Consider the following 26,612-nt stretch of genomic DNA (forward strand, 5'->3'; position numbering starts at 1 on the left):
TGCCCTTACTGCGTGCGATCGGCCGGTAGTTTCACACGGGTTGCACGCAGAGTCGAGCAAGTTGGCATAAGAGAAGGTTTCGGCCAACGACCGAGGTCGGCTGCCGGCGCCGGGGAAGCGAGGTCAGGCCGCGGCCGGCGCCGGTCCCCGCAACGCCTTCTCGTGCTGCATACGGGTCAGCCGGAGCACCACGAGAACGGCGAACACGGCGGCGACGACGTCGAGGGCGTCGCTGAACATCATCTCCCCGGCGGCCTCCTGCAGGGCCTTGGCCGCGACGGCCTGGTTGTAGTGGCTGTCCGCCAGCCGGCCGGCCAGCAGGCCGATGACCCACAACGTCCACCAGGTATTCACCGGCCAGTTCGACCTGGGCCCGTCCGCCGGGCTGCTGGCCTCCCAGATGTCCACGGCGATCCTGCGCGGGAACCACAGGTTGACGACCGGGGTGAACCACGCGCCGATCGCCCAGCCGCGCTTCATGCTGTGCCCGGAGGGATCGAACACCTCGGCGTTGACCCGCACCCGGTAGAACCAGCACAGGAAGACGACACAACTGGCGAGCAGCGTGACCAACTGGGTGACGCCCGCGACGGCGTAGAGCCGGTCGGCGTCGTCGGCCCGCCGCATCACGTCCGCGCCGACCGAGCCGTTCACGAGGTCGCCCGAGACGTCGTACATCACGATGTCCGTCCAGACGGCGAACAGGTCTGCGGCGGCGGCGAGGAGAAGCATCGCGGCGGCGGCCCGGCCGAGTGCGACCGGCGAGCGCAGCCAGGCCTGCGGCCGCCCCGTGTACGGCGGGACGGCCGGCGCCGGGACGGCGGGCGCCGGAACGGCCGCGCAGCTGGTGCAGAGAGTGCCGCCGGGTGCCGCCGCCAGGTGGTGACAGCGTGCGCAGATCATGGTGGGTCCCCCGAGGTGTCGTAGTGGAGCCGTCCCGGCTCCCCCCGGAGCGCGGGCGCGGCACCCGGAACCTACGGCGCCCGCCCTTCGTACGTCCACTCGATTCGGCCTCAACCCAGCTTGTCGGCAAGCCCCTTGAACTCCGCCCAGGACATCGCCGGTTCACGCGGGTCCCACAGCTTCTGGACGGTGGCCCGCAGCGGCATCCGGATACCGGCCGCCACCTGGTCCTGGGTCTGGGAGTTCGCCAGGTCGCACCACACGGCGAACGAGCCGCCCAGTATCTGCGCGTCGTACTTGCCGGACACCGCCTCGGTGCCGCGCAGCACGCGCGGGGTCCACTGCTCGTAGATCCGCCGGCCGGTCGGGTAGACGAAGGTCTGCGGCTCGCCGAGGACGTAGTACAGGAACTCGTCGTTGTGGTTGAGCACCTTGCGGCCGGCGTCGAGGTACTCGAGCGGCTGCCGGGCGCCGTACTCCTTGCCCGTCCAGTAGGCGACCTCGATGTCCCGGGCGGGCGGCACCGACGAGCTCCGGAAGAATCCGTCGTTCCAGGCGCGCGGGATGCGGTCGTGTCCGCGGACGGTGGCGGCGCGGTCGTTCAGCCAGCCCGTCGTCAGGTCGGCCACGTTGCCGCCGGCGCCGTAGGCCTTCCGCGCGGCGGTGGCCAGCTGCGGGTAGGACGCCTCGGGGTCGCGCACGGTGAGCGCCTGGTACTCGTCGCCGCCGAGGTGCCAGTGGCCGCCGGGGAAGAGGTCCGCGTACTCGTCGAGCAGGTCGTCGACGATCGCGGCCGACCGGGGCTCGGAGATGTCGATGGCGCCGCGTGTCGCCACGCCCTGCGCGTTGCGCAGCTGCAACTCGGGGTGGGCGGCTGTCACGGCGCCGAGGTGGCCCGGCGAGTCGATCTCGGGGACGACGGTGATGTGCCGGCCGGCGGCCAGATCGACCATCCGCTTGACCTGGGCCTTGGTCAGGTGATCCGCGGAGACGACCTCCGGGTGAGTGTCGGACTCGATGCGGAAGCCCTGGTCGTCGGAGAAGTGCAGGCCGAGCTCGTTGAACTTCAGGTCCCCGAGTTCCCGAATGCGGTCCTCCAGCCAGTCGGCCGTGTACGGCTTGCGGGCGATGTCCAGCATGAAACCGCGCCGCGGCTTGTCCGGCGCGTCCTCCACGACCCCCTCGGGGGCCGTGCCGCCGCCGTGCACTTCCTGCTTCAGGGTGCGGGTGCCGTAGAAGACCCCCGCGTCGGCCGGCCCGCTGATGGTCACCCGGCCGTCGCGCACGGTCATGGTGTACGACTCGGGGTCGCGGCCCGCGCCCTTGTCCAGCGCCAGCCGGACGTCCCCCGGACGCACGTCGCCGCGCCGGCCGGAGTAGGTGAGACCGAGTTCACTCGCGATCAGCTTCCCCTCGTCGGCGAGGGAGGCGTGGTCCACCACGACCCGGGCGCCTGGCTCCGGGCGCCAGCCGGGGCCGCGGGCGGCGGTGTGGGAGCGCACGGCGGGGATGGTCCGCGGCGCCTGCGACAGCGGGTGGCTGCGGGTGGGGCCGGGACTCCCCGAGCCGGACGGCCCGCCCGGCGCCGCGTCCGCAAGGGACTCGTCGCCCCCTGAGGACCACACGGCCAGTCCGATGCCCAGTCCGACGGCGGTGACGAACCCGCCCACGACGACAGCCCGCGTGCGCGGCGGCTTGCGTGCCGGAGCCCGGCGCCTGTGCTTGCTCACCCGGCCAACCTAACGGCCCATGACGACCGCCCGTGTCCACCGCACGCTCTCAAACTCTCCCGTCCGAGTGAAATTCAAGCACCCGTCGAACACGTCATGAGCACACCCGATAACGTAGCGGCGCATCTCTCACGGATTCCCCTGCCGACCCCCCTGCCGACACGCTGCCGGCCTCCTGCCGACATCCCTGCCGACCTAGGACCCACGCTGCCCGCGCAGAACCTGGAGCGCCTCAACACCGCCCCCGCCCCCGAGATCCACCGGACCCTCCTGACCTGCCTGCACAGCCCCCGCTGGGCCCGCCGCGTCGCCGCCCACCGTCCCTATCCGGACGTACCGTCCCTCCTTGCGGCGGCGGACGAGGCGACGTACGACCTGGACCCCGAGGAACTCGCCGGAGCCCTGGCGGAAGAACCACTGCCGAAGCTGCCCGCCCACACGTACGCGGCCGCCTCCACGGCCCTGAGCGCCGGCTACGCCGCCTACGAGGCCAGATTCGGCCACACCTTCGTCATCTGTCTGGACGGCACCGCCCCGGACGAGACCCTGGACCGGGTCCTGCCGGCGATCCGGTCACGTCTGACCAACGATCCGGAGGACGAACGCGGCGTCGCCCGGGAGGAACTGCGGAGGCTGGCGAACGGGCGGCTTCGGGGCCTTCTGGGCGCCGCCACTGCGCCGTCCGTGCACCTTTGAGGGCGACTTCGTTCACACGGGCGGACCCCCCGTAAGGCCCCCGCCAGCACCTCGGTACGATACTGGGGGCCGGTGGACCGTACCCGGCCGGGCCCGACCGACAGTGAAGCCGGCGCGGCCCTAGTCCCCGCTCCCGGAGGGTTCTTCCGTGCCGGCTGGAACGCTGTACCGCGGCCGGGAAGGAATGTGGTCCTGGGTGGCTCACCGAGTCACCGGCGTCCTCATCTTCTTCTTCCTGTTCGTTCATGTGCTGGACACCGCACTCGTGCGTGTGTCTCCCGAGGCCTACGACAAGGTCGTGGCCACGTACAAGACGCCGATCGTCGCCGTACTCGAGTACGGGCTGGTCGCCGCCATCCTCTTCCACGCGCTCAACGGCCTGCGCGTCATCGCCGTCGACTTCTGGGCCAAGGGCGCCCGGTACCAGAAGCAGATGCTGTGGAGCGTGGTCGGCGTGTGGGTCCTGCTCATGATCGGGGCTATCTACCCCGTCCTCGGCCACGCCGCTCGTGCAGTATTCGGGAGCTGACGCACATGTCCACCACTGAAACCACCGCTTCCGGCATCGGCCCGGTCGAGGGCGGCTCCGTCTACGGCGTGGACAACCCCGCCCCCCTCATCGAGGCGCCGCGTCAGCGCACCCGGAAGACCCCGAAGTCGACCCGGGGCAACTTCGAGATGTACGGCTGGCTGTTCATGCGGCTGTCCGGCATCGTGCTGGTCGTCCTCGTCATCGGCCACCTGCTGATCCAGCTCGTCCTGGACGGCGGCGTCTCCAAGATCGGCTTCGCCTTCGTGGCGGGCCGCTGGGCCTCCCCCTGGTGGCAGGTCTGGGACCTCGCCATGCTGTGGCTGGCGATGCTGCACGGCTGCAACGGCCTGCGCACTGTCATCAACGACTACGCGGAGCGGGCCAACACCCGGCTGTGGCTGAAGGCACTGCTGTACACCGCCACGGTGTGGACCATCCTGCTGGGCACGCTGGTGATCTTCACCTTCGACCCGAACATCCGCTAGGCCCCGGGACCGAGGTATTTTCCTGATGAAGATCCACAAGTACGACACCGTCATCGTCGGCGCCGGTGGCGCCGGTATGCGGGCCGCCATCGAGGCGACCAAGCGCAGCCGCACCGCGGTCCTGACCAAGCTCTACCCCACCCGCTCCCACACGGGCGCCGCGCAGGGCGGCATGGCCGCCGCGCTGGCCAACGTGGAGGAGGACAACTGGGAGTGGCACACCTTCGACACGGTCAAGGGCGGTGACTACCTGGTCGACCAGGACGCCGCCGAGATCCTGGCGAAGGAGGCCATCGACTCCGTCCTCGACCTGGAGAAGATGGGCCTGCCGTTCAACCGGACGCCGAACGGGACGATCGACCAGCGGCGCTTCGGCGGGCACTCCCGCAACCACGGCGAGGCCCCGGTCCGCCGCTCCTGCTACGCGGCCGACCGCACCGGCCACATGATCCTCCAGACGCTGTACCAGAACTGCGTCAAGGAGGGCGTGGAGTTCTTCAACGAGTTCTACGTCCTGGACCAGCTGATCACCGAGGTCGACGGCGTCAAGAAGTCGGCCGGCGTGGTGGCGTACGAGCTGGCGACCGGCGAGATCCACATCTTCCAGGCGAAGTCCGTGATCTACGCCTCCGGCGGCAACGGCAAGTTCTTCCGGGTGACGTCGAACGCGCACACGCTGACCGGTGACGGCCAGGCCGCCGTGTACCGGCGCGGGCTGCCGCTGGAGGACATGGAGTTCTTCCAGTTCCACCCGACCGGCATCTGGCGCATGGGCATCCTGCTCACCGAGGGCGCCCGCGGTGAGGGCGGCATCCTGCGCAACAAGGACGGCGAGCGCTTCATGGAGAAGTACGCGCCGGTCATGAAGGACCTCGCCTCCCGTGACGTCGTCTCCCGCTCCATCTACACGGAGATCCGCGAGGGCCGCGGCTGCGGTCCCGAGGGCGACCACGTCTACCTGGACCTGACCCACCTGCCGCCGGAGCAGCTGGACGCCAAGCTGCCGGACATCACCGAGTTCGCGCGGACCTACCTGGGCATCGAGCCGTACACCGACCCGATCCCGATCCAGCCGACCGCGCACTACGCGATGGGCGGTATCCCGACCAACGTCCAGGGCGAGGTGCTCTCGGACAACACCACGGTCGTGCCGGGCCTGTACGCGGCCGGCGAGGTCGCCTGCGTCTCCGTGCACGGCGCCAACCGCCTGGGCACCAACTCGCTGCTGGACATCAACGTGTTCGGCAAGCGGGCCGGCATCGCGGCCGCGGAGTACTCGGCGAAGGCCGACTACGTGGAGCTGCCGGAGAACCCCGAGTCGTTCGTGGTCGAGCAGCTCGAGCGGCTGCGGACCTCCACCGGCACCGAGCGGGTGGCGAACATCCGCCGGGAGCTCCAGGACACCATGGACGCCAACGTCATGGTGTTCCGCACCGAGCAGACGATCAAGACGGCCGTCGAGAAGATCGCCGAACTGCGCGAGCGCTACAAGAACGTGTCGATCCAGGACAAGGGCAAGCGGTTCAACACGGACCTGCTGGAGGCCGTCGAGCTGGGCAACCTGCTGGAGCTGGCCGAGGTCATGGCGGTCTCCGCCCTGGCCCGCAAGGAGTCCCGCGGTGGTCACTACCGCGAGGACTACCCCAACCGCGACGACGTCAACTTCATGCGCCACACCATGGCGTACCGCGAGGTCGGCGACGACGGGTCGGAAACCGTCCGTCTCGACTACAAGCCGGTCGTCCAGACCCGCTACCAGCCGATGGAGCGTAAGTACTGATGGCAACCCCCGTTCTGGACAAGGTGGAGGCGGAGTCCGCCGCTTCCCCCTACATCACCGTCACCTTCCGCGTCCGCCGGTTCAACCCGGAGGTCTCGGCCGAGGCGACCTGGGAAGACTTCCAGCTGGAGATCGACCCCAAGGAGCGCGTCCTCGACGGCCTGCACAAGATCAAGTGGGACCTCGACGGCACGCTGACCTTCCGTCGCTCCTGCGCGCACGGTATCTGCGGTTCGGACGCCATGCGGATCAACGGCAAGAACCGTCTGGCCTGCAAGACGCTGATCAAGGACATCAACCCCGAGAAGCCGATCACGGTCGAGCCCATCAAGGGCCTCACGGTCCTGAAGGACCTGGTCGTGGACATGGAGCCGTTCTTCCAGGCGTACCGGGACGTCATGCCGTTCCTGGTCACCAAGGAGACCAACGAGCCGACGCGGGAGCGCCTGCAGTCCGCCGAGGACCGCGCCCGCTTCGACGACACGACGAAGTGCATCCTGTGCGCGGCCTGCACCTCGTCCTGCCCGGTCTTCTGGAACGACGGCCAGTACTTCGGCCCGGCGGCCATCGTCAACGCCCACCGGTTCATCTTCGACAGCCGTGACGAGGCCGGTGAGCAGCGCCTGGAGATCCTCAACGACAAGGACGGCGTCTGGCGCTGCCGCACCACCTTCAACTGCACCGACGCCTGCCCGCGCGGCATCGAGGTGACGAAGGCGATCGCGGAGGTGAAGCGGGCGCTGATCACGCGCCGCTTCTGACGTTCCGCAGTACGCGACGCCGAGGGCCCCGTTCCATCCGGAACGGGGCCCTCGGCGTGCTGTGCCCGGCTGTCGTCGCCGGGTGCGCGGACGGGTCAGCCGCGCAGGACGCGACCCTGCGAGTCCGTGCGGTCGTTGCTCGTGAAGAAGAGGATGGCGTCGATCAGGGCCCAGATGCCCAGACCGCCGCAGGTCAGCAGCTGGGCGATGCCCACACCCACGGAACCGACGTAGAAGCGGCCGATGCCCAGGCTTCCGAGGAAGAGCTGGAGGATGCCCGCGACGATCTTCGACTTGTCGGAGTACGGGCGGCCCTGCGGGTCGTAGCCGTAGGGGGCGTCAGGGGTGGGGACAGTCATGGCTGGTGCTCCTGGGGAGTGGTGAGAACACCCGGAGTGGGAACCTCCGGGGCCAGGGAGCCGACTGCCCGGTCACACGGCATCCGAGCGTGATTCCACGCGCGTCGACCGGATGCGGCCGCCCCCCCTGCGCGTTGGGAGCATAAGGATCCGGAAGGGCGGCGCGGGAGGGGGTTCGAAGGAACGTTCCCGTTCCGTGATCAAATTCGGCCACATTGGCGGCATTTGGCACCGCGTCGGTTTCCGGCCCGTCCACTCGCCCTCGTCGATGCCGTACGCGCTCGTCGGCGCCATACGCCCGCGCCGGCGCCGTGCCGACCGCCTCTAGTGCTGTGACCGGAAAGGTTCACAGGCTCGCGACGCCCGGCACGGCACTCCCCCAGCCTTCGGCCGGGGATACCCCCACGCCGCGTTGTCGCATCACCCGAGTACATCCAGTACGCGGGCAATGCTCCGCCTTGCGATGCTCCCCCACTGCCTGAACGGCGTGGGAGGTGCCCCCCAGCACCGGACGCCGCGAGCTTCCCGGCAAACCTTCCCGGCCACAGCACTAGACGATGTTGCGGACCACGGTCCACGCCACGGCCACCAGCAGCACCGCCGCCTGCGCCCGGGGGCCGAGCCGGGGGTGCCAGCGGCGCCCGCGCAGCCCCTCCAGGGCCCACTTGCCGAGCAGCGCCAGCGCGAACGGCGCGGCGAGCAGGAGCATCCTGTTGTCCAGCCAGGCCTGGGTGAGGCGGCCGTGCATCAGGTCGTACACCATGCGCGTGCCGCCGCAGGCCGGGCAGAGCAGCCCGGTGACGTACCGGAAGGGGCACTGGGGCAGGACGTGGCCGGGCTGGTGCGGGTCGGTGACGTAGAGGTACCCGGCACCCGCCACCCCGGCGCACAGCACCGCGAGCGGGGCGGCGGCCGGATGCCGCAGCAGCCGGCCGCGCACCGCGCCGGACACCGCGTCAGCCACGCAGGATCCGGCCCTGCGCGTCGGTGTTGTCGTTGCCGGTCAGCAGCATGATGCCGTCGATCAGGGACCAGATGCCGAACCCTCCGCAGGTGAAGAGCTGGGCGATGCCGATCCCGACGTGGCCCATGTAGAAGCGGCCGATGCCGAGGGTGCCCAGGCTGAGCTGGAGGACACCGGCGACGATCTTCGACTTGTCGGAGTAGGGGCGGCCGTAGGGGTCGTAGCCGTAGGGGGCGTTGGGGTCGTACTGCATCCCCGGGGGCGGCGGGTAACCACCGGGAGGCGGGTAGCCACCGGGCGGCGGCGGGTACGCGCCGGGCGGCGGGTAACCACCCGGGGGCGGCGGGTAGCCGCCGGGCTGCTGGTTGGGATACCCGTATCCCGGGGCCTGGTTGGGCTGCTGCGGCTGCTGCGGCTGCTCGGACACGTGGCTCCACTCTTCGACTGCCGACGAACTGACGGTCATATTGCAGGAAGAGCGGCCGAAGCGAAACATCGGGGTCCCGCTCGGCGCCCGGCCGTCCGGCCCGAACGAGTGAGCCGGTGCCCGCTGCGCGCTCGGCCTTTTGGACCCGGCGGGCCCCTACCTCACCTGATGGCATGCCAGATGACGAGTCGTACGAGCTGCTCGGGTTCGACAACGTCCTGCTGCCCGTGGGGGTTCTGGGCGAGGCCGTGGGGTTCTACGAGCTGGCCGGGTTCGCGGTGTCGTTCCGTCCGGACGGGGCCGGCATCGCACTGCTGAAGGTCGGGGGCGAGACACCGGGGATCCTGCTGCGCGAGGAGGAGTTCGGGTACCGTCCGCCGCCGTGGCCCTCGCCACGGGTGTGGCTGGAGGTGCCGGACGCGCGGGCGGCGGCGCGCGAGCTGACGAAGGCCGGGATCGACCTGCTCGACGAGCCCTTCGCCGTGGCGACCGGCTGGACCGTCGAGATCGCCGACCCGTGGGGCAACGTGCTGGGTTTCACGGACTACGGCGAACGGCCGGAGCTGGGGCGCAGGCCCTGAGGCGTTCCGTCACCACCGGACTCCCCCACCCCCGTATTGAACGCGTTCAAAAACAGGTCTAGAGTCACCCCTGTCAGCGTTTTGAACGCGTTCAAAAGAAGGGGTGGGGGGCATGGACCGCACGGTCATCGCCTACGTCATCTATCTGCTCGTCAGCATCGCCCTGACCGTCTGGGTGGCCCGCACGCTCAGCAGGAACGGGCGGATCTTCCTCGCCGACGTGCTGCACGGCGACGACAAGCTCGCCGACGCCGTGAACCACCTGCTGGTGGTCGGCTTCTACCTCGTCAACCTCGGCTTCGTCACGCTGTACCTGAGCGGCGACCAGAGCATCGACGACACACGCGGCATCTTCGAGGCGCTGTCGACGAAGCTCGGCGTGGTGCTGCTGGTGCTCGGCGTGATGCATCTGGGCAACGTGTACGTGCTGAACCGGATCCGCCGCCGCGGGGTGCTGGAGCGCGAGCAGGTCCCGCCGGTCCCGCCGCAGGACTGGGCCGCCCCCGCGGCCGGGGCGTGAGCGCGATGCCGGCCACCGCCGGCCGGGACCGGGACGCCTCCGCGCGCGTCCCGGTCCGCGGGCTGACCGTCCTGTACGACGCCGAGTGCGCGCTGTGTTCGTTCGTGCGCGACTGGCTCGCCAGACAGCCGCAGCTGGTGCCCCTGGAACTCCTCCCGGCCGGCTCCGAGCAGGCCGGACGGCGTTTCCCGGGCCTCGACCACCGCGCCACCCTGGACGAGGTCACGGTCGTCGGCGACTCGGGGCAGGTCTACCGGGGCGCCGCCGCCTGGATCGTCGTCCTGTGGGCGCTGCGCGAGCACCGGCCGCTCTCCCACCGGCTCAGCACCCCGACGGGCGCGCGGCTCGCCAGGGGCGCCGTGCTGGCCGCCGCCAAGTGGCGCGGCGGGCGGTGGGGAGGGGGTGCGTACCGGCGCGGGGACGGGTGGTCCTACGACCCGCGCCACGGCTGGACCTACGACCCACCCGGCTGTGACAGCGGCGCCTGCGCCACTGGCTAGGCTCTGTCCGTGCCCGCGAAGAACGACGACGGCCCCCTCGGGGGCGTGCCCGCCAGCAAGTCCGAGCAGACCCGCGCGCTCATCCTGGAGACGGCCATGCGGCTGTTCCAGGAGCGCGGCTACGACAAGACGACCATGCGGGCCATCGCCAAGGAGGCCGGGGTCTCCGTCGGCAACGCGTACTACTACTTCGAGGGCAAGGAACACCTCATCCAGGGCTTCTACGACCGGATCGCCGCCGAGCACCGGGAGGCGGTCCGGGAGGTTCTGGCCCGGGAGACCGACCTGGAGGCGCGGCTGGCGGGCGTGCTGACGGCGTGGCTGGACATCGCCACGCCGTATCACGAGTTCGCGGTGCAGTTCTTCAAGAACGCCGCCGACCCCGACAGCCCGCTCAGTCCCTTCTCCACCGAGTCGGAGCACGCGCGCGCGGAGGCCATCGACGTCCACAAGGAAGTGCTGGACGGCGCGCGGACCAAGGTCCCGGCGGACCTGCGGGAGGTGCTGCCCGAGCTGATGTGGCTCTCCCAGATGGGGCTCGTCCTGTACTGGATCTTCGACCGCACAGAGGGCCGCGAACGCAGCTACCGGCTGGCCGAGCGGGGCGCCCGGCTCACCGCCCGCGGGGTGTCCCTGGCCCGCTTCCGGGTCCTGCGCCCCCTGGTGCACGAGGTGCACGACCTGTTCACGGACTTCCTGCCGGGCATGACCCGGCTGATACCGGACCCGGCGGGCAGGGGGAAGGGCACTGCGGCCGGGTGATCACTTCCGGGTGATCAGGCGCGAACGGGACACCCGATGGGCGGCCTGCCTACCGTGATGCTCTCGACACCAGCCCACGGGAGGCACGTGATGTCCGCTGCATCCGTCGAGCGGTCCCATGGCGACCGTCCGTTGATCGCGGAAGCCAACCGGCTCATGGACCGCAATCCGGGGTATCGCGTCGAGATCATCGGAGGCCGGATCCGCGTGTCCCCGCCCCGCGACGGCCCGCACGGTGCAGCGCTGACCGACCTGATGGTGCCCTTTCTGTCCGCCGGACTGCACGGTGCCGAGTCGAAAGTGGTCCAGGGCATCGGCCTTTGGCTTCCCAGCGGCGTCGAGGACTACGCGATCCCCGACCTGTCGCTGCTGGATGCGGACTACCGGGACCATTACATCGAGAACAACTGCTACGCCCCCGTCTGCTTCCGTCTGGTCCTCGAAGTCACCTCCAGCAGCTGGAAGACCGACGTGCGGAACAAGGTCAAGGCCTACGCGGGCGCCAAGATCCCGGTCCATGTGATCGTCGACCGCAAACACCAGCGCCTCCATGTCCTGACCGACCCCGCCGGTGACGACTACGAGAATCACCGCTCGTACTCCCCCGGCGAAGTCGTCACCCTGCCCGCCGCCATCGGGGCCGAGATCACCCTCGATGTCGGCGAAATCCTCAAGGCCGGAGAGAAGTCGGCTACTTGACCGCGTCCATCTCGTCCTCCCTCAGTTCCACATCGTGGACCAGGGGGCCGTCGGTCACGACGACGTGGTGGGCGCGGGACCCGTGCGGGGAGGCCGCGGCGGCGAGCAGATAGGTACCCGGGCCCGGTACCGCGACGATGTACGAGCCGTCGGCCAGGGACGTCACCCGGTCCAGTTGCCGGCCCGCCTTGGACAGCAGGGTCACGGCCGCGCCGTGGACGGGCTCGCCCTCCTCGGTGCGGATGAAGCCGTGGATCACCGAAGCGGGACCCGGCTGCCGCGGGAGCGGTGCCTCCTCGGGCTCCTCCTTCGCCTCCACCGCCAGATGCGGCAGACGGCGCTCCAGCCAGGCCGGCAGCCACCAGTTGGCCCTGCCGAACAGATGCATCGCCGCCGGCACCAGTGCCGTCCGCAGCACGAACGCGTCCAGCGCGACCGCCGCCGCCAGGCCGACGCCCGCCATCGCCGCGCCCTGGTTTCCGCTGAGGACGAAGGCGAGGAAGACGCAGACCATGATCAGGGCCGCGGAGTTGATGACCCGGCTGGTCTCGGCGAGGCCCACGCGGACCGCACGGGCGTTGTCCCGGGTGTGCACCCACTCCTCGTGCATCCGGCTCACCAGGAAGACCTGGTAGTCCATCGACAGGCCGAAGAGCAGGGACAGCATGATGACCGGCAGGAACGCCTGGATCGGTCCCTCCTTGCCGAGGCCCAGCAGGTCCAGGCCCCAGCCCCACTGGTAGATCGCCACGAGGACGCCGAAGGACGCGGCGGCGGCGACCAGGTTCATCACGGCCGCCGTCAGCGGCACCAGCAGCGAGCGGAAGGCGACCAGCAGGAGCAGGAAGCCGAGGCCGACGATGGTCGCGACGAAGTACGGCAGACGGTCGCCCGTGACGGAGGCGAAGTCCTTCGAGACCGCCGTGACACCGCCGACGTGCGCCCGCGCCCCCGCCCCGGGGATCACCTCGTCGCGCAGGGTGTCGATGAGCCGGTCCGTCCGCTCGGACTGCGGCGAGGTGGTCGGGACGACCTGGATGACGGTGACGCCGTGCGCGGGCGGCAGCGCGGCCACCCGGGCCACCCCGCGGGTCTCGCCGATGTCCTTGACCAGCGCGGTGGTGTCACCGTTGGTGGAGACCACCTGGAGCGGCCCGCTGAAGCCGGGTCCGAAGCCTTCGGCCAGCAGGTCGTACGCCCTGCGGGTCGTCGTCGAGGCGTCGTCGTTGCCCTGGTCGGTGGCGCCCAGCCGCAGCGACAGCACCGGCAGCGCGAGCAGGACCATGACGACCAGCGCGAGGCCCGCGATCCAGGCGGGACGCCTCTGCACCGTGCCCGACCAGCGCGCCGCGAGCGTGCTCGCCCGCTCGTCCCGGGAGGGACCCCCGGCCGCGAGCCGCCGCCGCTGGCGCCGGCTGAGCACCCGCGGCCCGAGGAATCCGAGCAGCGCCGGCAGCAGGGTGACGGCCGCGAGTACGCTCAGCACCACGGTGAGCGAGGTGCCGATGACCACGCCGTCCAGGAAGCGCAGGCCCGTCACCAGCATCCCGGCGAGCGCGATGCACACCGTGCCGCCCGCGAACAGCACCGCCCGGCCCGAGGTGTTGAGGGCGACGACCGCCGACTCCTCCGGTTCCAGGCCGCGCAGCAGTCCGCGCCGGTGCCGGGTGACGATGAACAGCGCGTAGTCGATGCCCACGCCGAGGCCGATCAGGGAGGCGAGCAGCGGGGCGATGTCGGGCACGTCCGTGACATGGCTGATCATCTGGGTGGAGAACAGGCCGATGCCGACGCCGAAGACCGCCACGGCGATCGGCAGGAGCATCGCGAAGAGCGAGCCGAAGGCGAGGAACAGCACGACCGCCGCCGCCGCGAGGCCGACCAGCTCGGACAGACCCGTGGGCGGCTGCTGGATCCGGGTGATCGCCTGACCGCCCAACTCCACCCGCAGGCCGCTGCGTTCGGCCGCCCGCGCGGTGTCGACGACATCCTGCACGAGCTGCTTGGGCACCGCGTTCGCCCGCTCGGTGAAGGTGAGCTGCGCGTACGCGATCGTCCCGTCCCGGCTGATCTGCGCCGCGCCCCGGGCGCCCGTGTACGGGCTGCTGACCGCGCCCACCCCCGGCATCCGGCCGATCTCCGCCAGGGCGGGCTCGATCCGGGCGCGCACCGACGCGTCCCGGACCGACCCCTCGTCGACCTTCCACACCACCGTGTCGGTGTCGCCCGCCGCCTTCGGGAACGCCTTCTCCATCAGGTCGTACGCGGCCTTGGAGTCCGTGTCCGGCAGGGAGAAGACGTTCGCGTAGGCCGTGCCCCCGGCGGACGCCCCCACGCCCGCCCCGAGCAGTGCCACCACCCACAGCAACAGGACCAGCAGCCGGTGCCGGTAGCACCACCGCGCCAATGTCGTCACGCTCTACGCTCCTTCATCCGGGTCCCCCGGGTCCTGGGACACCAGCATCCGCAGCGGCGGGCGCGGACGGGCACGTGCCGCCGCGACTCTCAAGGAACTCCAAAGCATCCGCGGCCCCGCCGCCGGTCCCACCGCGGATACTGGGGACATGACCGTCAACGAGGCAGCGCACGAAGGGGCGACGGTCCTCGTCGTCGAGGACGAGGAGTCCATCGCGGACGTCCTCGCCATCGCCCTGCGCTACCACCGCTTCCAGGTGATGACCGCGGGCACGGTCCGCGAGGCGTGCGTGCTCGCCGAGCGCACCCGGCCGGACGTGGCCCTGCTCGACATGATGCTGCCGGACGGGGACGGCCGGGCGCTGGGCCGTGAGCTGCGCGCCCGCTGCCCGGACCTGGCGCTGGTCTTCGTCACCGCGCGGGACGCGCCCGCGGAGATCGTCGGGGCGCTCGGCTTCGGCGACGACTACATCACCAAGCCGTTCAACATCGACGAGGTCGTCGCCCGTGTACGGGCCGTGCTGCGCCGCACCCGCCCCGCCGACGTCCTGCCGCAGCGCCCGCCGCTGCGCTACGGCGACCTGGAGCTGGACGAGACGACGTACTCGGCGCACCGCGCGGGCCGTGCGGTCGAGCTCACCCCCACCGAGTACGCGCTGCTGCGCTTCCTGGTGCGCAACGGCGGCCGGGTCGTGCCCAAGGAGCAACTCCTCAGGCACGTCTGGCAGTACGAGCACACACCGCCCGAATCGACCGTCGTCGAGACCTACATCAGCTATCTGCGCCGCAAGCTGGACACGCTCGGACCGCCGTTGATCACGACCCGGCGGGGCGTGGGATACGGGCTGGCATGAGGCCGCGCGGGCCGCGTCCGCGGCGCCGCCGGCACGGGATCCACTCCCTGCGCGGCAAGCTGACCCTGGCGAACGTCGGCCTGCTCGCCGTGGGCGTCGTGGTGGCGACCGCCGCGAGCCTGATGGGCATGCGGCACTACCTGCTCGGCCAGATCGACACCCAGCTGATCAAGACCCGTGAGTCCGTGGCGGACTCACGGCTCACCATGCGGCAGATCGACTCGCTGGCTGCGCTGACCCTCATCCGGGACCACTTCGTACAGCCCACCGTCAACAGGCCCCGGCCGGAATCCGTCTTCACCGCCGTCGGCAGCGGCGGCGAGGCCGTGCCCATCGCGGGTTTCGCGCCGACCGACGCCCAGCGGACCCTGGCCGCCGCGATCGGCGACCCGCACGCGCTCGCCGCCGACCCGGCACCGCACGAGGTGACGCTGCACGGCGCCACCTACCGGGCGACCTCCGCCCGTCTGACCGACGGCAACTACCTGGTGTTCGCCACCTCCACCGACGCGCTGCACCAGGGCATCGCCAAGGCCCTCAGGCTGGACCTGGGCGTCGGCACCCTGCTGCTGGCGCTGCTCGCCTGCCTGACGATGTTCAGCGTGCGCCGCCGGATGCGGCCGCTGGAGGACATGGTGGAGACCTCCTCGGCCATCGCCGAGGGCGACCTGACCCGGCGTGTGCCCTCCAGTCACCATCCCACCCAGGAGGTGGAGCAACTGCGCGTCGCGCTGAACTCCATGCTGCACCAGGTGGAGTCGGCGTACCGCACGCGCGAGCACAGCGCGGCCCAGCTGCGCCGCTTCGTCGCCGACGCCTCGCACGAGCTGCGCACCCCGCTGTCGGCGATACGCGGCTACCTCCAGCTGTACGACAAGGGGATGCTGACCGAACCGGACGAGCGCAGGCGCGCCTGGGACCGGATGAACGCCGAGGTGGACCGCATGGGGCGGCTCGTCGACGAACTGCTCACCCTGGCCCGTCTGGACCAGCGGCCGCGGCTGCGGCTGCGGAACGTCGACGTCGTCCGGCTGGTGCGGGACGCCGCCGAGGACCTGCGCGCACAGCAGCCGGAGCGGCCCGTGACGGTCGGCGCCGAGGGCGTCCTCCTCGTGCACGCCGACGAGTCGGGGCTGCGGCAGGTGCTCGGCAACCTGGTGGCCAACGTGCGCGTCCACACGCCCGCCGGCGTTCCGGTGCGGCTCACGGCGGAGCGCGCCGACGGTGCCGTACGGCTGTGTGTGCGGGACAAGGGGCCGGGGCTGGCCGAGGAGGACGCGGCGCGTGTCTTCGACCGCTTCTTCCGCGCGGGCGGCGGCGCGGGCAGCGGCCTCGGCATGGCCATCGTCCAGGGGGTGGCGGAAGCGCACGGCGGGCAGGTGGCCGTCCGCACGCGCCCCGGTGAGGGGTTCGCGGTGACGGTCACGCTGCCCGCGCAGGCCCAGTCGTAGCGGTCAGATCCAGTTCAGCTTCCAGAGCCGGAAGCTGCCCGTGCCGTCCGACAGGTACTGGCCGCCGCCGACGTCCTCGCTGCTCACCACGTACTCCTTGCGCTGCCACAGCGGGATCAGCGGCACATCGGTGGCGACGTTCGTCTGGAGGCGACGGAAGTCCGTGGCGATCCGGCCCCGGTCGGCCAACTCCCGGGTGTCCCGGATGAGGTTGTCGACGGTCTTGCTGCTGTAGCCGGTGTTCATGGTGCTGTCGGTGCCGACGAGGGCGGAGCCGAAGGTGTCGGGGTCCGGGTAGTCGGCGACCCAGCCGACCGCGTACGCGTCGAGCTTGCCGCCCGCCCAGCGCTTCTGGAAGTCGGACCACTCGTAGCCCGTGGCGTCGACCTTGAACAGGCCGCTGGCCTCCAGCTGCCGCTTGAGCTCTTCGGCCTCCTCGCCGGCGGCGCCGCGCCCCTTGCCGTAGCCGTAGGTGAACCGCACCGGGATCGACACGCCGGCCTCGGTCAGCAACTCGCGGGCCTTCTCGGTGTTCTGCGCCGGGTAGGCGTCGAAGAACGCCGTGTTGTGGCCCGTGATGCCGGCAGGGATCAGCGAGTACAGCGCGTCCACGGTCCCGTCGTACACGGTACTGGCCAGCTGCTCCCGGTTGATCAGCCAGGCGATGGCCTGCCGGACGCGGGTGTCGTGCAGCGGTGAGGAGGCACGGGTGTTGAGGTACAGGTTGCGGGTCTCGGCGCTGTCGGACACGGACACGCGCATCCTGGGGTCGCTCGGGTTGAGTCCGGCGAGGAGCTTCGGGGGCAGGTTGCGCGTGGCGACTTCGACCTTCTTGCCGCCCCAGGCCTTCTCGAGCTCGGCCGGGCTGTCGAAGTAGCGCAGCTCGACCGGTCGCCCGGTGCTGCTGATGGCGCCCTTGTAGGAGCCGTTCGGCGTCAGCTCCGCGCTCTTGTCCTTGGCGTACCCCTTGAGCACGTACGGCCCGGTGCCGTCGACCGCGGTGCCGGTGCGCAGCCCGTTGGCGGGGTAGCGGGTGTGGTCGACGATGGAGCCGGCGCCCGTGGCCACCTTCAGCGGGAAGGTGGCGTCCGGGGTCGACAGGTGGAAGGTGACGGTCATGCCGCCGGCCTCCACCGAACCGAGGGTCGACAGCAGCGAGGCGGGGCCGACGTCGGAGTTGACCTTCTTGATGCGGTCGAAGGAGAACTTCACGTCGCCGGCGTCCATCGTGCGACCGCTGGGGAACTTGATGCCCTCGCGCAGTTCGCAGCGGTAGGTGCGCAGTCCGCTGCCGACGAAGCCGCAGTTCTTGGCCGCGTCCGGCACGGGCTGGACACCACCCGGCTCGAAGGTCAGCAGGGACTGGAACACGTTGCTGAACAGTGCCCAGGAGCCCGCGTCGTACGCTCCCGCCGGATCCAGCGACGTGACGGCGTCCGTCGTGCCCACGACGATCGTCTTGCCATTGTCGTCCTTCGACGGCAGCAACTGCCAGCCGCCCACCCCCACGACCGCCAGCACGAGCAGCGTCGTGAGGATCCGCATGCGAACCGATCGCATCCGTACCCTCCCCAGGCCCCTTTTGGGCCCTTCTGCATATGCCACACACCTGAGTGGCGCCGTTACCTAATCACACACTTTTCGCCAGAGGGAAACCGGGTCTGGGGAGAATGCGAAGAAGTTACGAAGACTTGTTGTTCGAGTGTTTCGGGGGTGGTTCCGGGACACCAGGGCCTCTCGTTCGGATCATGCCGGGCTCGCGGGGCCTGATCCGAACGGAAGACCCTAGGCCTGCTTCGAGGCGAGCTGGACGACGGTGATGTCGGAGGGGGCGCCGACCCGTGTCGGCGGGCCCCACGCGCCCGCGCCGCGGCTGACGTACAACTGGGTGTCGCCGTAGCGCTCCAGGCCCGCGACGGTCGGGTTGGCGGCGGCCGCGAGGAGGCTGCCGGGCCAGAGCTGGCCGCCGTGGGTGTGGCCGGAGAGCTGGAGGTCCACACCGTGCCGGACGGCCTCGTGGATCTGCACCGGCTGGTGGGCGAGCAGCACGCACGCGCGTGCCGTGTCGCGGTCGTCGAGCGCCCGCTCGAAGTCGGGGCCCTGCCCCTCGCTCTCGCCCCGTACGTCGTTGACGCCGGCCAGGTCGAAGGCGGGCATCTCGGTGCGCGCGTTCTCCAGGGGGTGCAGGCCGAGACGCCGCACCTCCTCCACCCACTGCTCGGCACCGGAGAAGTACTCGTGGTTGCCCGTGACGAAGTACGCCCCGTGCCGCGCCCGGAGCCCGGCCAGCGGTGCCGCCGCGGGCCCGAGGTCCTTCACGCTGCCGTCCACCAGGTCCCCGACGACGGCGATGAGGTCCGGCTGGGTCGCGTTGACCGTGTCGACGACCTTCTGTGCGAAGCCGCGTCCGAGGACGGGACCGAGGTGGACGTCGCTGACGACGGCGATCCGGAACCCGTGCGCCGCCCGCGGCAGTTTCGCCAGCGGCACGGTGACCCGCTTCACCCGCGGCCCGCGCAGCACCCCGTAGGTCCCGTGCCCCACAGTCCCCAGGGCGACCGCGGCGGCGCCTCCGGCGACCACCCGCGACACGAACAGCCGCCGGCTGGGGAGGTCACGGGGTGACGGCGGCGCGGCCTCCGCGGACGGGACCGGACGGCCGGGGTTCGGCGGGGCCTCGGCCTCGGGCTCGGCAGGACCGGCGGCCGACGTCTTCGCCTCGCCCACCGCCAGACGACCGGAACCGGACTGCGGCGCGACGGCGGGGAGCGGCACGCGGCTGAGCACCGGCTCGGCCGCGGACGACGGCTCCGCGGCGAACGAGGGCTCCACGGCGGAGGGTGACTCGTCGGCGGACCGCGCCTCGTCAGCGTTCCCCGTCTGGCGGGCGGGCGCCTGCGCGGCGGGGAGCGGGCCACCCGGACCGGGGGCGGGCTCCGGGGGCCGGGCGGGCAGGAGACGGCGCAGGACCGGGCGGAGGGGCTCGGTCGCCAGGGTGGCCAGCAACAGGTACAGCACCAGGGCGAGCCAGAGGAAGCCGGGCCAGGCCAGGGTGCGCTGGAGCAAGAAGGGGGCCCCGGCACGTTCGGCGACGAGGGCGCCGACGGCCAGGAGCCAGCCGCCCGCGATCAGGACCGCGCCCGCGCGGCGCACCGGACCGGGACCGCGGGTGGTGTCACGGAACAGGCGGCGCCACAGGTACCAGTTGGCCGCCACCACCACGGTGACCGCGAGCAGCGCCACGAGCACGAGGACGACCACCATGCCGCCTGTTCCTTCCGCCTGTTGCCTGTGCCGGCCTCTGCCCCTGCCAAAGGCCCCCTGGAGCTGTCCGGAACGCTATGGCGTCCGGCGCAGTGCGCGCAGCCCGCGCAACCCGATGCCCCCGATGACCGTCCCCAATACGAAGGAGACGACGGCGAGCGCCAGGTGCACCCAGAAGTACGCCGTCGGCTGCCCGTGGTCGAACGCGAGACCGCTGCCGTCCTTGACGAGATTCTTGACGAAAGTGACCCAGATGACCCAGCTCCACACCCCGAAGGCGAGCAGGAACCAGGAGACGGGGCGGCTGAGCTTCATACGTTCAGTATCGCTGTCCGGGACCCGGCTCCGCGTCCGGGGTGGGAGGCCGGGAGGGACGTCACTGCCCGCGCCCTGTACGTTTCCGACCGTGCCCGCACCCAATAAGATCATCAGGCGATCGCCGGTGGTCACTTCCGCCACCCTGCTGTCCGCGCTGTCCGTGTTGTCCGTTCCGCTGGCCGCGCCCGCCGCTCTCGCAGCGCCGGTCCCGTCGGCCGCGCCCCCGGCCCGGATGTCCACCGTGGGCGGCGCCCGCCTGGGACTGCCCGGCACACAGGTCGACCTGGGCGACGGCGCGCCCGTGCTGCCCAAGGACCTCTCCGCGCGCTCCTGGATCGTGGCCGACGCCGAGTCCGGCGCGGTGCTCGCCGCGCACAACGCGCACTGGCGGCTGCCCCCGGCCAGCACGCTGAAGATGCTGTTCGCCGACACCGTGCTGCCGAAGTTCCCCCGGACGCAGACGCACAAGGTCGCCCCGGCCGATCTGGCCGACGTGGGCGCCGGGTCCAGCCTGGTCGGCATCAAGGAGAAGGAGACCTACACGGTCCACGACCTGTGGCTGGGTGTCTTCCTGCGCTCCGGCAACGACGCCGTGCACGTGCTGTCCGCGATGAACGGCGGGGTGGGGCCGACCGTGGAGGACATGAACGCGCACGCGCAGGAGCTCCAGGCGCTCGACACGCACGTGGTGAGCCCGGACGGCTACGACGCCAAGGACCAGGTCTCGTCGGCGTACGACCTCACGCTGTTCGCCCGCTCGGGAATGCAGAAGAAGGACTTCCGCGAGTACTGCTCGACCGTGCGGGCGTCGTTCCCGGGCGAGACGAAGAAGAACAAGAAGGGCAAGACCTCCCGCGGCTCCTTCGAGATCCAGAACACCAACCGGCTGCTGAGCGGCGACTACGACGTCTCGGTCTACCAGGGCATCGCGGGCGTGAAGAACGGCAACACCACCCACGCGGGAGCCACCTTCACCGGAGTCGCCGAGCGCGACGGCAGGGTGCTGCTCGTGACCGTGATGAACCCGGAGAAGAAGGACCACAACGAGGTCTACAAGGAGACCGCCAAGCTCTTCGACTGGGGCTTCGCCTCCCTGGACAAGGCGCGCCCGGTGGGCGAGCTGGTGCCGCCCAGGAGCGCCGCCGAGGCGAAGAGCCGGCCGGCCACCGGGCCCTCCGCGGGCCAGACGGACAGCGGCCCGTCCCCCGCGGCCGAGGCGAGCGCGTCCGACGGGAACGGCTCCAGCGGAGTGGGGATCGCCCTCGGGGTCGCCGGTGGCGCGCTGGCGCTGCTCGCGGCCGGCGTCTTCCTGGTCAACCGCCGCTGGCCGCTGCCGGACCTGATGCGCCGCCGGACCCGCTCCTGAGGTCGACGGCCCGGCCGTCGTCGCCGCCCCCGTCCTCGCCGGACGCGCCGTTCTCCTCGCCCGTACCGCCCTGCGTCGCCGTCCAGGCGGCGCAGTACAGGACCAGCTTGGACGTGAAGTTGATCCACAGCAGCAGGGCGACGGGGACCCCGAAGGCGCCGTACATGCTCTTCGCCGCCACCCCCTGGATGTAGCCGCTCAGCAGCAGCTTCAGCAGTTCGAAGCCGACCGCGCCGAGCAGCGCGGCGACCAGCAGCCGGTGGCGTGGCGGCTCGACGCCGGGCAGCAGGGTGAGGACGTACAGCAGCACCAGGAAGTCGGCCAGGACGGCGACCGCGAACGCGATGATCCGCAACAGGACGCTGCCCCAGCCCTGTTCGGCGAGCCCGATCTGCCGGGAGAGAAAGCCGACGGCGGCCGAGGCGACGGTGGACACGGCGAGCGTGACCAGCATCGCGCCACCGAGGCCGATCAGGACACCCGCGTCCTTCACCCTGCTCATCAGCGGGTTCTCCTCCGGATCGGGCAGTTCCCAGACCGCGCGCAGGCAGTCCCGCATCTGGCCGACCCAGTTGATGCCGGTCAGCAGCAGGACGGCACCGGCGATGAGCCCGACCGTCCCGGCGTTCTGCACCAGGGCGCTGATGTCCAGCTGCCGGCCCAGGCCCGGGAACTGCTGGGCGATCTTGTCCTGGAGCGTGTGCTGCCGCTGCGGACTGAGTGTGGCGGCGCCGATCGCGGCGGCCACCGTCAGCAGCGGGAACAGCGCGATGAAGCTGATGAACGTCATGGCGGCGGCCAGTCGCGACCACTTGACCCGGTCCAGGCGCTCGTACGACCGCCATGCGTGCGTGGTCATCAGGCGGGCCACCCACGGCCCGACGACGGGGAGCTTCTTCAGCCAGTCCATGATCGGACTGTGCCCGCTCGGCGGCCACGTGAACACCGCGTTTCTGCGTTAAAACACGCATAACCGGACGATACAGTCGTCAGCCGTGAAGGATGCCTCCGGTCTCTCTCGTCTCCCCCGGTCCCTGCTCGTCCTCGGCGGCACATCCGAGATCGCCCTGGCCACCGTGCGCCGCCTGATCGCGCGCCGCACCCGCACCGTGTGGCTGGCTGGCCGCCCGTCACCGGCCCTGGAGGAGGCCGCCGCGCATCTGCGCGGCCTGGGCGTGGAGGTGAGCACCGCCCCCTTCGACGCGCTCGACTGCGCGTCCCACGAGACCGTCCTCGGCAAGGTCTTCGCCGAGCGCCGTGTCGACATGGTGCTGCTGGCCTTCGGCGTCCTCGGCGACCAGGCGTACGACGAACGGGCGCCGCTGAACGCGGTCCGGGTCGCGCAGACCAACTACACGGGGGCGGTGTCCGCGGGGCTGGTGGCCGGGCAGGCCCTGCAGAACCAGGCGCACGGCTCGCTGGTGGTGCTCTCCTCGGCCGCCGGTGAACGCGCCCGCCGCGCGGACTTCATCTACGGCTCCAGCAAGGCGGGTCTGGACACCTTCACCCAGGGCCTGGGCGACGCGCTGTACGGCACCGGGGTGCACGTCATGGTCGTACGCCCCGGGTTCGTACGTTCCAGGGCGACCGCCGGCCGCGAGGCCGAACCCTTCACCGTCACCCCGGAGCAGGTCGCCACCGCAGTCGAACTCGGCCTGCGCAGACGCTCGGAGACGGTGTGGGTGCCCGGTGTGCTCCGGGTGATGACGTGCGTACTGCGGCATATGCCGCGCGCGGTCTTCCGGCGGCTGCCGCTGTAGCCGCCGCTTCGGCACCGCTGCCCGCCGCCGGGGCGGGCCCGTCCCTGCCGGGCGGGCGGCGTGCCTACGAGGGCGGCGCGTCCACCGGGGGCGGCGTGCCTACCGGGCGGGCAGCGTGCCGCGGTTCACGGGAGCCGCCTGCGGGGGCACCACCGCACTGCCGCCGAAGCCGAACTCCCGCAGTTTGCGCCACACCCCGTCGGCGCCCTGTTCGTGCAGGGCGAACCCGGTGCACGGCCACTCGGCCTCGTACTCGGCGAGCTCCTCGAAGGCGAGGTCCATCGCCGCGTCGTCGATGCCGTGCGCCACCGTCACATGCGGGTGATAGGGGAACTGCAGTTCACGCGCCACGGGCCCGGAGGCGTCGCGGACCTGCTTCTGCAGCCACGCGCACGCCTCGGCGCCCTCGACGACCCGTACGTAGACCACCGGGGACAGCGGCCGGAAGGTGTCCGTGCCGGACAGCCGCATGGTGAAGGGGCACCCGGCCGCGGCCACCTCCGTCAGATGGGCCTCGACGGCCGGCAGCTCCGCGGACTCGACCTCCGTCGGCGGCAGCAGGGTGACGTGCGTGGGGATACCGTGAGCCGCGGCGTCGCCGAAGCCCGCGCGCCGCTGCTGGAGCAGGCTGCCGTGGGGCTCCGGGACCGCGATCGACACGCCGATCGTTACGGTCCCCACGTCGTCTCCTTCGTCGTGCCGGATGGGTTTTCTGTTTCGTTCTCAGCCGTTTCGTCACCGCCGTCCGGCTATGACTGTACGACCACGGCACCGTTGTGGGCAGGCGCAGCCACAGTGATGTGCAGCGCTCTGCCGTGTGCGGTGGTGCGCCTCAGTGCTTGGCGGGCAGGAAACCCACCCGCTCGTACGCCTGGGAGAGGGTCTCCGCGGCGACCGCGCGCGCCTTCTCCGCGCCCTTGGCCAGAATCGAGTCCAGGGTCTCCGGGTCGTCCAGGTACTGCTGGGTCCGCTCCCGGAACGGCGTCACGAACTCGACCATGACCTCGGCGAGGTCCGTCTTGAGCGCACCGTAGCCCTTGCCGGCGTACTTCTCCTCCAGTTCGCCGATACCCGCGCCGGTCAGCGTCGAATAGATCGTCAGGAGGTTGCTGACGCCCGCCTTGGTCTCCGGGTCGTAGCGGACGACGGTGTCGGTGTCCGTGACCGCGCTCTTGACCTTCTTGGCGGTGGCCTTCGGATCGTCCAGCAGATTGATGAGGCCCTTCGGCGTGGACGCCGACTTGCTCATCTTGATCGTCGGGTCCTGGAGGTCGTAGATCTTCGCCGTCTCCTTGAGGATGTACGCGCCCGGGACGGTGAAGGTCTGGCCGAAGCGGCCGTTGAAACGCTCGGCGAGGTCGCGGGTGAGTTCGATGTGCTGGCGCTGGTCCTCTCCGACCGGCACCTCGTTGGCCTGGTAGAGCAGGATGTCGGCGACCTGGAGGATCGGGTACGTGAACAGGCCGACGGAGGTCCGGTCGGCGCCCTGCTTGAGGGACTTGTCCTTGAACTGGGTCATGCGGCCGGCCTCGCCGAAGCCGGTGAGGCAGTTCATGACCCAGGCGAGCTGGGCGTGCTCGGGGACGTGGCTCTGGACGAACAGCGTGCAGCGGGCCGGGTCCAGCCCGGCGGCCAGGAGCTGGGCGGCGGCGAGCCGGGTGTTGGCACGCAGCTCGGCCGGGTCCTGCGGGACCGTGATCGCGTGCAGGTCGACGACCATGTAGAAGGCGTCGTGGGTCTCCTGAAGGGCCACCCACTGACGGACGGCGCCGAGGTAATTGCCGAGGTGGAACGATCCGGCGGTGGGCTGGATTCCGGAGAGCACGCGGGGTCGGTCAGTCGCCATGTTCACCATTCTCTCAGGTACGGGGGCCCGATCCGGAACCGGCCGGAAACAGGTGGGAACCGAATCGTCCCGCGCGGTGTAACAAGGGTGTGAGAACGCGGGAGGGGGGCCGCATCGTCGATGAGGCCGCGGTGATCGCACGCGTACGCGCCGGAGAGCCGGAGGCGTACGCGGAGCTGGTGCGGGCCCATACGGGCATCGCGCTCAGGGCGGCCACCGCGCTCGGGGCGGGGGCGGACGCGGAGGACGTGGTGCAGCAGGCCTTCGTCAAGGCGTACTGCGCCCTGGGCCGGTTCAGGGACGGCTCGGCCTTCAAGCCGTGGCTGCTGTCGATCGTCGCCAATGAGACGAGGAACACAGTGCGCGCCGCGGCCCGGCGGCGCACGCTCGCCGGCCGGGAGGCGGCGTTCGTGGAGGCCGAGCCGCTGATACCGGAGTCGGCGGATCCCGCGGTGGCGACGCTGCGCACGGAGCGCCGCGCCGCCCTGCTGGCCGCGCTGGAACAGCTGAGCGAGGAGCACCGTCTGGTCGTCACCTACCGCTATCTGCTGGAGATGGACGAGTCGGAGACCGCCCAGGCCCTGGGCTGGCCCCGCGGCACGGTGAAGTCCCGTCTCAACCGCGCCCTGCGCAAGCTGGGCCGGCTGCTGCCGGACGCCCGGTCCCGGGAAGGAGGTGAGGAGCGTGCGTGAACAGGAGGGGGCGGGGACCCCCGGGCTGCCGGAGGAGCTGCGCGCGCTCGGGCGGTCGCTGGACGCGCCCCGAGCGGTGGGTCCGGCGGGCCCGGCGGGTTCGGCTGCGGGATCCGAGTCGATGGTGGAGCGGGTCCTTCAGCAGATACTGGCCGATCAGGTGCCGGTCCCGGTGGCCGAGCCGACGGGTGCCGGTGAGCGCCTGCGGGCGGTGCGGCGCTGGACGCGGACGCGATGGCGTTCGCTGACGGCGGCCCTGTGCGGTCTGCTGACGGTCCTCGCGCTCACTCCCCCGGTGCGGGCGGCGGTCCTCGACTGGTTCGGCTTCGCGGGCGTCGAGGTGCGGTACGACCCGTCGGCGATGCCCTCACCCGGCGCAGAGGTTCCCGGCTGCGGCCGCTCGCTGTCCCTGGAGCAGGCCCGGCGGCAGGCCGGTTTCGAGCCCCTGGTGCCGGACGCGCTCGGCGTGCCGGACGCGGTGACGGTGACCGACGAGCCACGGGGGCGGTTCCTGGTGACCCTGTGCTGGCACGAGCAGGGGCGGACGATACGACTCGACGAGTTCCCGGAGCGGCTGGACGTCAGCTTCGTCAAGAGCCTGCGGGAACCACCGGAGTGGATCCCGCTGGACACGACGTCGGCCGATGGTGTTCAGGACACCGCCCTGTGGTTCCCGAGGCCGCATCTGCTCGGCTTCTGGCTGATGGACGCCGACGGCCACCGCTTCACCCGGACCGAGCGAACCGCCGGTCCGACCCTGCTGTGGATGCATGGGAGGGGCGACGACGCCGTGACGCTCCGGCTGGAGGGAGTGGCGTCGAAGGCGCGCGCGACGCGGATCGCCCGGTCGGACGTGCTGGAGTCCGGGACTTCCGGGCGGCCTTCGGCTAGGTGAGCGTGACCGGACAGGTTGGTGACGCGGGGTGGGAACCCGGGCGGGCCGGGCG

Annotated in this window: 28 protein-coding genes; 16 read left to right on the plus strand and 12 right to left on the minus strand. The window is 71.1% G+C overall.

Annotated elements, in window-relative coordinates; genetic code table 11:
* Positions 1-123 precede the first annotated feature (123 nt).
* Positions 124-903 (minus strand): DUF4328 domain-containing protein, encoded by a 780-nt coding sequence (locus tag TNCT6_RS11260; protein WP_141359136.1) that lies wholly within the window; start codon positions 901-903, stop codon positions 124-126.
* A 110-nt stretch (positions 904-1,013) separates the two neighbouring features.
* A complete protein-coding gene (locus TNCT6_RS11265) occupies positions 1,014-2,633 on the minus strand; it encodes a glycoside hydrolase family 20 protein (RefSeq protein WP_141359137.1) in 1,620 nt (539 codons plus the stop codon).
* A gap of 96 nt (positions 2,634-2,729) precedes the next feature.
* Here TNCT6_RS11265 and TNCT6_RS11270 point away from each other — a divergent pair, with 96 nt between their 5' ends.
* From TNCT6_RS11270 to TNCT6_RS11290, 5 genes are all read left to right on the plus strand, one after another.
* The gene (locus TNCT6_RS11270) at positions 2,730-3,329 is read left to right on the plus strand and encodes a 2-oxo-4-hydroxy-4-carboxy-5-ureidoimidazoline decarboxylase (protein WP_141359138.1); all 600 of its coding nucleotides are present in this window, start codon (positions 2,730-2,732) and stop codon (positions 3,327-3,329) included.
* 148 nt (positions 3,330-3,477) lie between these two features.
* On the plus strand, positions 3,478-3,858 hold the full coding sequence (gene sdhC, locus TNCT6_RS11275; RefSeq protein ID WP_141359139.1) for a succinate dehydrogenase, cytochrome b556 subunit: 381 nt from the start codon (positions 3,478-3,480) through the stop codon (positions 3,856-3,858).
* 5 nt (positions 3,859-3,863) lie between these two features.
* Entirely contained in the window at positions 3,864-4,346 is a 483-nt protein-coding gene (locus TNCT6_RS11280) for a succinate dehydrogenase hydrophobic membrane anchor subunit (protein WP_141359140.1), read from the plus strand.
* Between the two features lie 25 nt (positions 4,347-4,371).
* Positions 4,372-6,126, plus strand: a complete 1,755-nt coding sequence (gene sdhA, locus TNCT6_RS11285) for a succinate dehydrogenase flavoprotein subunit (protein WP_141359141.1) — start codon at positions 4,372-4,374, stop codon at positions 6,124-6,126.
* Positions 6,126-6,887 (plus strand): succinate dehydrogenase iron-sulfur subunit, encoded by a 762-nt coding sequence (locus TNCT6_RS11290; RefSeq protein WP_141359142.1) that lies wholly within the window; start codon positions 6,126-6,128, stop codon positions 6,885-6,887. Before sdhA ends, TNCT6_RS11290 begins: the two co-directional genes overlap by 1 nt.
* Positions 6,888-6,982: 95 nt before the next feature.
* On the opposite strand, the gene TNCT6_RS11295 is transcribed toward TNCT6_RS11290, so the two are convergent.
* The 3 genes from TNCT6_RS11295 to TNCT6_RS11305 form a co-directional block, all read right to left on the minus strand.
* A complete protein-coding gene (locus TNCT6_RS11295; protein WP_141359143.1) occupies positions 6,983-7,246 on the minus strand; it encodes a TM2 domain-containing protein in 264 nt (87 codons plus the stop codon).
* A gap of 550 nt (positions 7,247-7,796) precedes the next feature.
* Positions 7,797-8,210 (minus strand): DUF2752 domain-containing protein, encoded by a 414-nt coding sequence (locus TNCT6_RS11300; protein WP_253266077.1) that lies wholly within the window; start codon positions 8,208-8,210, stop codon positions 7,797-7,799.
* On the minus strand, positions 8,203-8,637 hold the full coding sequence (locus tag TNCT6_RS11305) for a TM2 domain-containing protein (RefSeq protein WP_141359144.1): 435 nt from the start codon (positions 8,635-8,637) through the stop codon (positions 8,203-8,205). Before TNCT6_RS11305 ends, TNCT6_RS11300 begins: the two co-directional genes overlap by 8 nt.
* Positions 8,638-8,810: 173 nt before the next feature.
* Between TNCT6_RS11305 and TNCT6_RS11310 the strand changes: the two genes are divergently transcribed.
* The 5 genes from TNCT6_RS11310 to TNCT6_RS11330 all read left to right on the plus strand — a co-directional run bounded on the left by TNCT6_RS11310 (position 8,811) and on the right by TNCT6_RS11330 (position 11,699).
* Positions 8,811-9,218, plus strand: coding sequence for a VOC family protein (locus TNCT6_RS11310; RefSeq protein WP_141359146.1), 408 nt, complete (start codon positions 8,811-8,813; stop codon positions 9,216-9,218).
* A gap of 112 nt (positions 9,219-9,330) precedes the next feature.
* A complete protein-coding gene (locus TNCT6_RS11315) occupies positions 9,331-9,738 on the plus strand; it encodes a hypothetical protein (RefSeq protein WP_141359148.1) in 408 nt (135 codons plus the stop codon).
* A 5-nt stretch (positions 9,739-9,743) separates the two neighbouring features.
* Entirely contained in the window at positions 9,744-10,238 is a 495-nt protein-coding gene (locus TNCT6_RS11320; RefSeq protein ID WP_141359150.1) for a thiol-disulfide oxidoreductase DCC family protein, read from the plus strand.
* 9 nt (positions 10,239-10,247) lie between these two features.
* Entirely contained in the window at positions 10,248-11,000 is a 753-nt protein-coding gene (locus TNCT6_RS11325) for a TetR/AcrR family transcriptional regulator (RefSeq protein WP_172632872.1), read from the plus strand.
* A 90-nt stretch (positions 11,001-11,090) separates the two neighbouring features.
* Entirely contained in the window at positions 11,091-11,699 is a 609-nt protein-coding gene (locus tag TNCT6_RS11330; RefSeq protein ID WP_141359152.1) for a Uma2 family endonuclease, read from the plus strand.
* Here the strand turns inward: TNCT6_RS11330 and TNCT6_RS11335 are convergent.
* Positions 11,692-14,106 (minus strand): MMPL family transporter, encoded by a 2,415-nt coding sequence (locus TNCT6_RS11335; protein WP_141366329.1) that lies wholly within the window; start codon positions 14,104-14,106, stop codon positions 11,692-11,694. The two genes, TNCT6_RS11330 and TNCT6_RS11335, sit on opposite strands and share 8 nt — an antisense overlap.
* A 157-nt stretch (positions 14,107-14,263) precedes the next feature.
* On the opposite strand from TNCT6_RS11335, the gene TNCT6_RS11340 reads away from it, so the two are divergent.
* Together TNCT6_RS11340 and TNCT6_RS11345 are read left to right on the plus strand one after the other, a co-directional pair.
* Positions 14,264-14,968 carry a response regulator transcription factor gene (locus tag TNCT6_RS11340; protein WP_141359154.1) on the plus strand — a complete coding sequence of 235 codons (705 nt, stop codon included), beginning with the start codon at positions 14,264-14,266 and terminating at the stop codon, positions 14,966-14,968.
* Positions 14,965-16,419, plus strand: a complete 1,455-nt coding sequence (locus TNCT6_RS11345) for a HAMP domain-containing sensor histidine kinase (RefSeq protein WP_141359156.1) — start codon at positions 14,965-14,967, stop codon at positions 16,417-16,419. The genes TNCT6_RS11340 and TNCT6_RS11345 overlap by 4 nt, the downstream gene beginning before the upstream one ends.
* Before the next feature lie 3 nt (positions 16,420-16,422).
* On the opposite strand, the gene TNCT6_RS11350 is transcribed toward TNCT6_RS11345, so the two are convergent.
* The 3 genes from TNCT6_RS11350 to TNCT6_RS40800 form a co-directional block, all read right to left on the minus strand.
* On the minus strand, positions 16,423-17,979 hold the full coding sequence (locus TNCT6_RS11350; protein WP_141359158.1) for an ABC transporter substrate-binding protein: 1,557 nt from the start codon (positions 17,977-17,979) through the stop codon (positions 16,423-16,425).
* A gap of 225 nt (positions 17,980-18,204) precedes the next feature.
* Positions 18,205-19,683 (minus strand): metallophosphoesterase, encoded by a 1,479-nt coding sequence (locus tag TNCT6_RS11355; protein ID WP_141359160.1) that lies wholly within the window; start codon positions 19,681-19,683, stop codon positions 18,205-18,207.
* Positions 19,684-19,758: 75 nt separating this feature from the next.
* Positions 19,759-19,998: an SCO4848 family membrane protein gene (locus TNCT6_RS40800; protein WP_253266078.1), complete on the minus strand. Its 240-nt coding sequence runs from the start codon at positions 19,996-19,998 to the stop codon at positions 19,759-19,761.
* Between the two features lie 91 nt (positions 19,999-20,089).
* Between TNCT6_RS40800 and TNCT6_RS11360 the strand changes: the two genes are divergently transcribed.
* Positions 20,090-21,367, plus strand: coding sequence for a D-alanyl-D-alanine carboxypeptidase family protein (locus TNCT6_RS11360; protein ID WP_373996165.1), 1,278 nt, complete (start codon positions 20,090-20,092; stop codon positions 21,365-21,367).
* Here TNCT6_RS11360 and TNCT6_RS11365 read toward each other — a convergent pair.
* Positions 21,315-22,277, minus strand: a complete 963-nt coding sequence (locus TNCT6_RS11365; protein WP_141359164.1) for a YihY/virulence factor BrkB family protein — start codon at positions 22,275-22,277, stop codon at positions 21,315-21,317. The two genes, TNCT6_RS11360 and TNCT6_RS11365, sit on opposite strands and share 53 nt — an antisense overlap.
* 85 nt (positions 22,278-22,362) lie before the next feature.
* Here TNCT6_RS11365 and TNCT6_RS11370 point away from each other — a divergent pair, with 85 nt between their 5' ends.
* Positions 22,363-23,127 carry a decaprenylphospho-beta-D-erythro-pentofuranosid-2-ulose 2-reductase gene (locus TNCT6_RS11370; RefSeq protein ID WP_141359166.1) on the plus strand — a complete coding sequence of 255 codons (765 nt, stop codon included), beginning with the start codon at positions 22,363-22,365 and terminating at the stop codon, positions 23,125-23,127.
* A gap of 99 nt (positions 23,128-23,226) precedes the next feature.
* Here the strand turns inward: TNCT6_RS11370 and TNCT6_RS11375 are convergent, their stop codons facing one another.
* Complete coding sequence (locus TNCT6_RS11375; RefSeq protein ID WP_141359168.1) at positions 23,227-23,808, minus strand: 2'-5' RNA ligase family protein; 582 nt, start codon at positions 23,806-23,808, stop codon at positions 23,227-23,229.
* Between the two features lie 151 nt (positions 23,809-23,959).
* On the minus strand, positions 23,960-24,973 hold the full coding sequence (gene trpS / locus TNCT6_RS11380) for a tryptophan--tRNA ligase (protein WP_141359171.1): 1,014 nt from the start codon (positions 24,971-24,973) through the stop codon (positions 23,960-23,962).
* A 131-nt stretch (positions 24,974-25,104) separates the two neighbouring features.
* On the opposite strand from trpS, the gene TNCT6_RS11385 reads away from it, so the two are divergent.
* Both TNCT6_RS11385 and TNCT6_RS11390 read left to right on the plus strand, forming a co-directional pair.
* Positions 25,105-25,665, plus strand: coding sequence for an RNA polymerase sigma factor (locus tag TNCT6_RS11385; RefSeq protein ID WP_141359173.1), 561 nt, complete (start codon positions 25,105-25,107; stop codon positions 25,663-25,665).
* Positions 25,649-26,560, plus strand: a complete 912-nt coding sequence (locus TNCT6_RS11390) for a hypothetical protein (protein WP_141359175.1) — start codon at positions 25,649-25,651, stop codon at positions 26,558-26,560. Before TNCT6_RS11385 ends, TNCT6_RS11390 begins: the two co-directional genes overlap by 17 nt.
* Positions 26,561-26,612: the final 52 nt, after the last annotated feature.

It is taken from the genome of Streptomyces sp. 6-11-2 (assembly GCF_006540305.1).
Lineage (GTDB): Bacteria > Actinomycetota > Actinomycetes > Streptomycetales > Streptomycetaceae > Streptomyces.

What these genes read in the sequence shown, in the direction of transcription:
- TNCT6_RS11260 (WP_141359136.1), bottom strand. Translation starts at nt 903, where the DNA reads ATGATCTGCGCACGCTGTCACCACCTGGCGGCGGCACCCGGCGGCACT.
- TNCT6_RS11270 (WP_141359138.1), top strand. Translation starts at nt 2,730, where the DNA reads ATGAGCACACCCGATAACGTAGCGGCGCATCTCTCACGGATTCCCCTG.
- TNCT6_RS11280 (WP_141359140.1), top strand. Translation starts at nt 3,864, where the DNA reads ATGTCCACCACTGAAACCACCGCTTCCGGCATCGGCCCGGTCGAGGGC.
- sdhA (WP_141359141.1), top strand. Translation starts at nt 4,372, where the DNA reads ATGAAGATCCACAAGTACGACACCGTCATCGTCGGCGCCGGTGGCGCC.
- TNCT6_RS11290 (WP_141359142.1), top strand. Translation starts at nt 6,126, where the DNA reads ATGGCAACCCCCGTTCTGGACAAGGTGGAGGCGGAGTCCGCCGCTTCC.
- TNCT6_RS11295 (WP_141359143.1), bottom strand. Translation starts at nt 7,246, where the DNA reads ATGACTGTCCCCACCCCTGACGCCCCCTACGGCTACGACCCGCAGGGC.
- TNCT6_RS11310 (WP_141359146.1), top strand. Translation starts at nt 8,811, where the DNA reads ATGCCAGATGACGAGTCGTACGAGCTGCTCGGGTTCGACAACGTCCTG.
- TNCT6_RS11315 (WP_141359148.1), top strand. Translation starts at nt 9,331, where the DNA reads ATGGACCGCACGGTCATCGCCTACGTCATCTATCTGCTCGTCAGCATC.
- TNCT6_RS11320 (WP_141359150.1), top strand. Translation starts at nt 9,744, where the DNA reads ATGCCGGCCACCGCCGGCCGGGACCGGGACGCCTCCGCGCGCGTCCCG.
- TNCT6_RS11330 (WP_141359152.1), top strand. Translation starts at nt 11,091, where the DNA reads ATGTCCGCTGCATCCGTCGAGCGGTCCCATGGCGACCGTCCGTTGATC.
- TNCT6_RS11340 (WP_141359154.1), top strand. Translation starts at nt 14,264, where the DNA reads ATGACCGTCAACGAGGCAGCGCACGAAGGGGCGACGGTCCTCGTCGTC.
- TNCT6_RS11345 (WP_141359156.1), top strand. Translation starts at nt 14,965, where the DNA reads ATGAGGCCGCGCGGGCCGCGTCCGCGGCGCCGCCGGCACGGGATCCAC.
- TNCT6_RS11350 (WP_141359158.1), bottom strand. Translation starts at nt 17,979, where the DNA reads ATGCGATCGGTTCGCATGCGGATCCTCACGACGCTGCTCGTGCTGGCG.
- TNCT6_RS11355 (WP_141359160.1), bottom strand. Translation starts at nt 19,683, where the DNA reads ATGGTGGTCGTCCTCGTGCTCGTGGCGCTGCTCGCGGTCACCGTGGTG.
- TNCT6_RS40800 (WP_253266078.1), bottom strand. Translation starts at nt 19,998, where the DNA reads ATGAAGCTCAGCCGCCCCGTCTCCTGGTTCCTGCTCGCCTTCGGGGTG.
- TNCT6_RS11365 (WP_141359164.1), bottom strand. Translation starts at nt 22,277, where the DNA reads ATGGACTGGCTGAAGAAGCTCCCCGTCGTCGGGCCGTGGGTGGCCCGC.
- trpS (WP_141359171.1), bottom strand. Translation starts at nt 24,973, where the DNA reads ATGGCGACTGACCGACCCCGCGTGCTCTCCGGAATCCAGCCCACCGCC.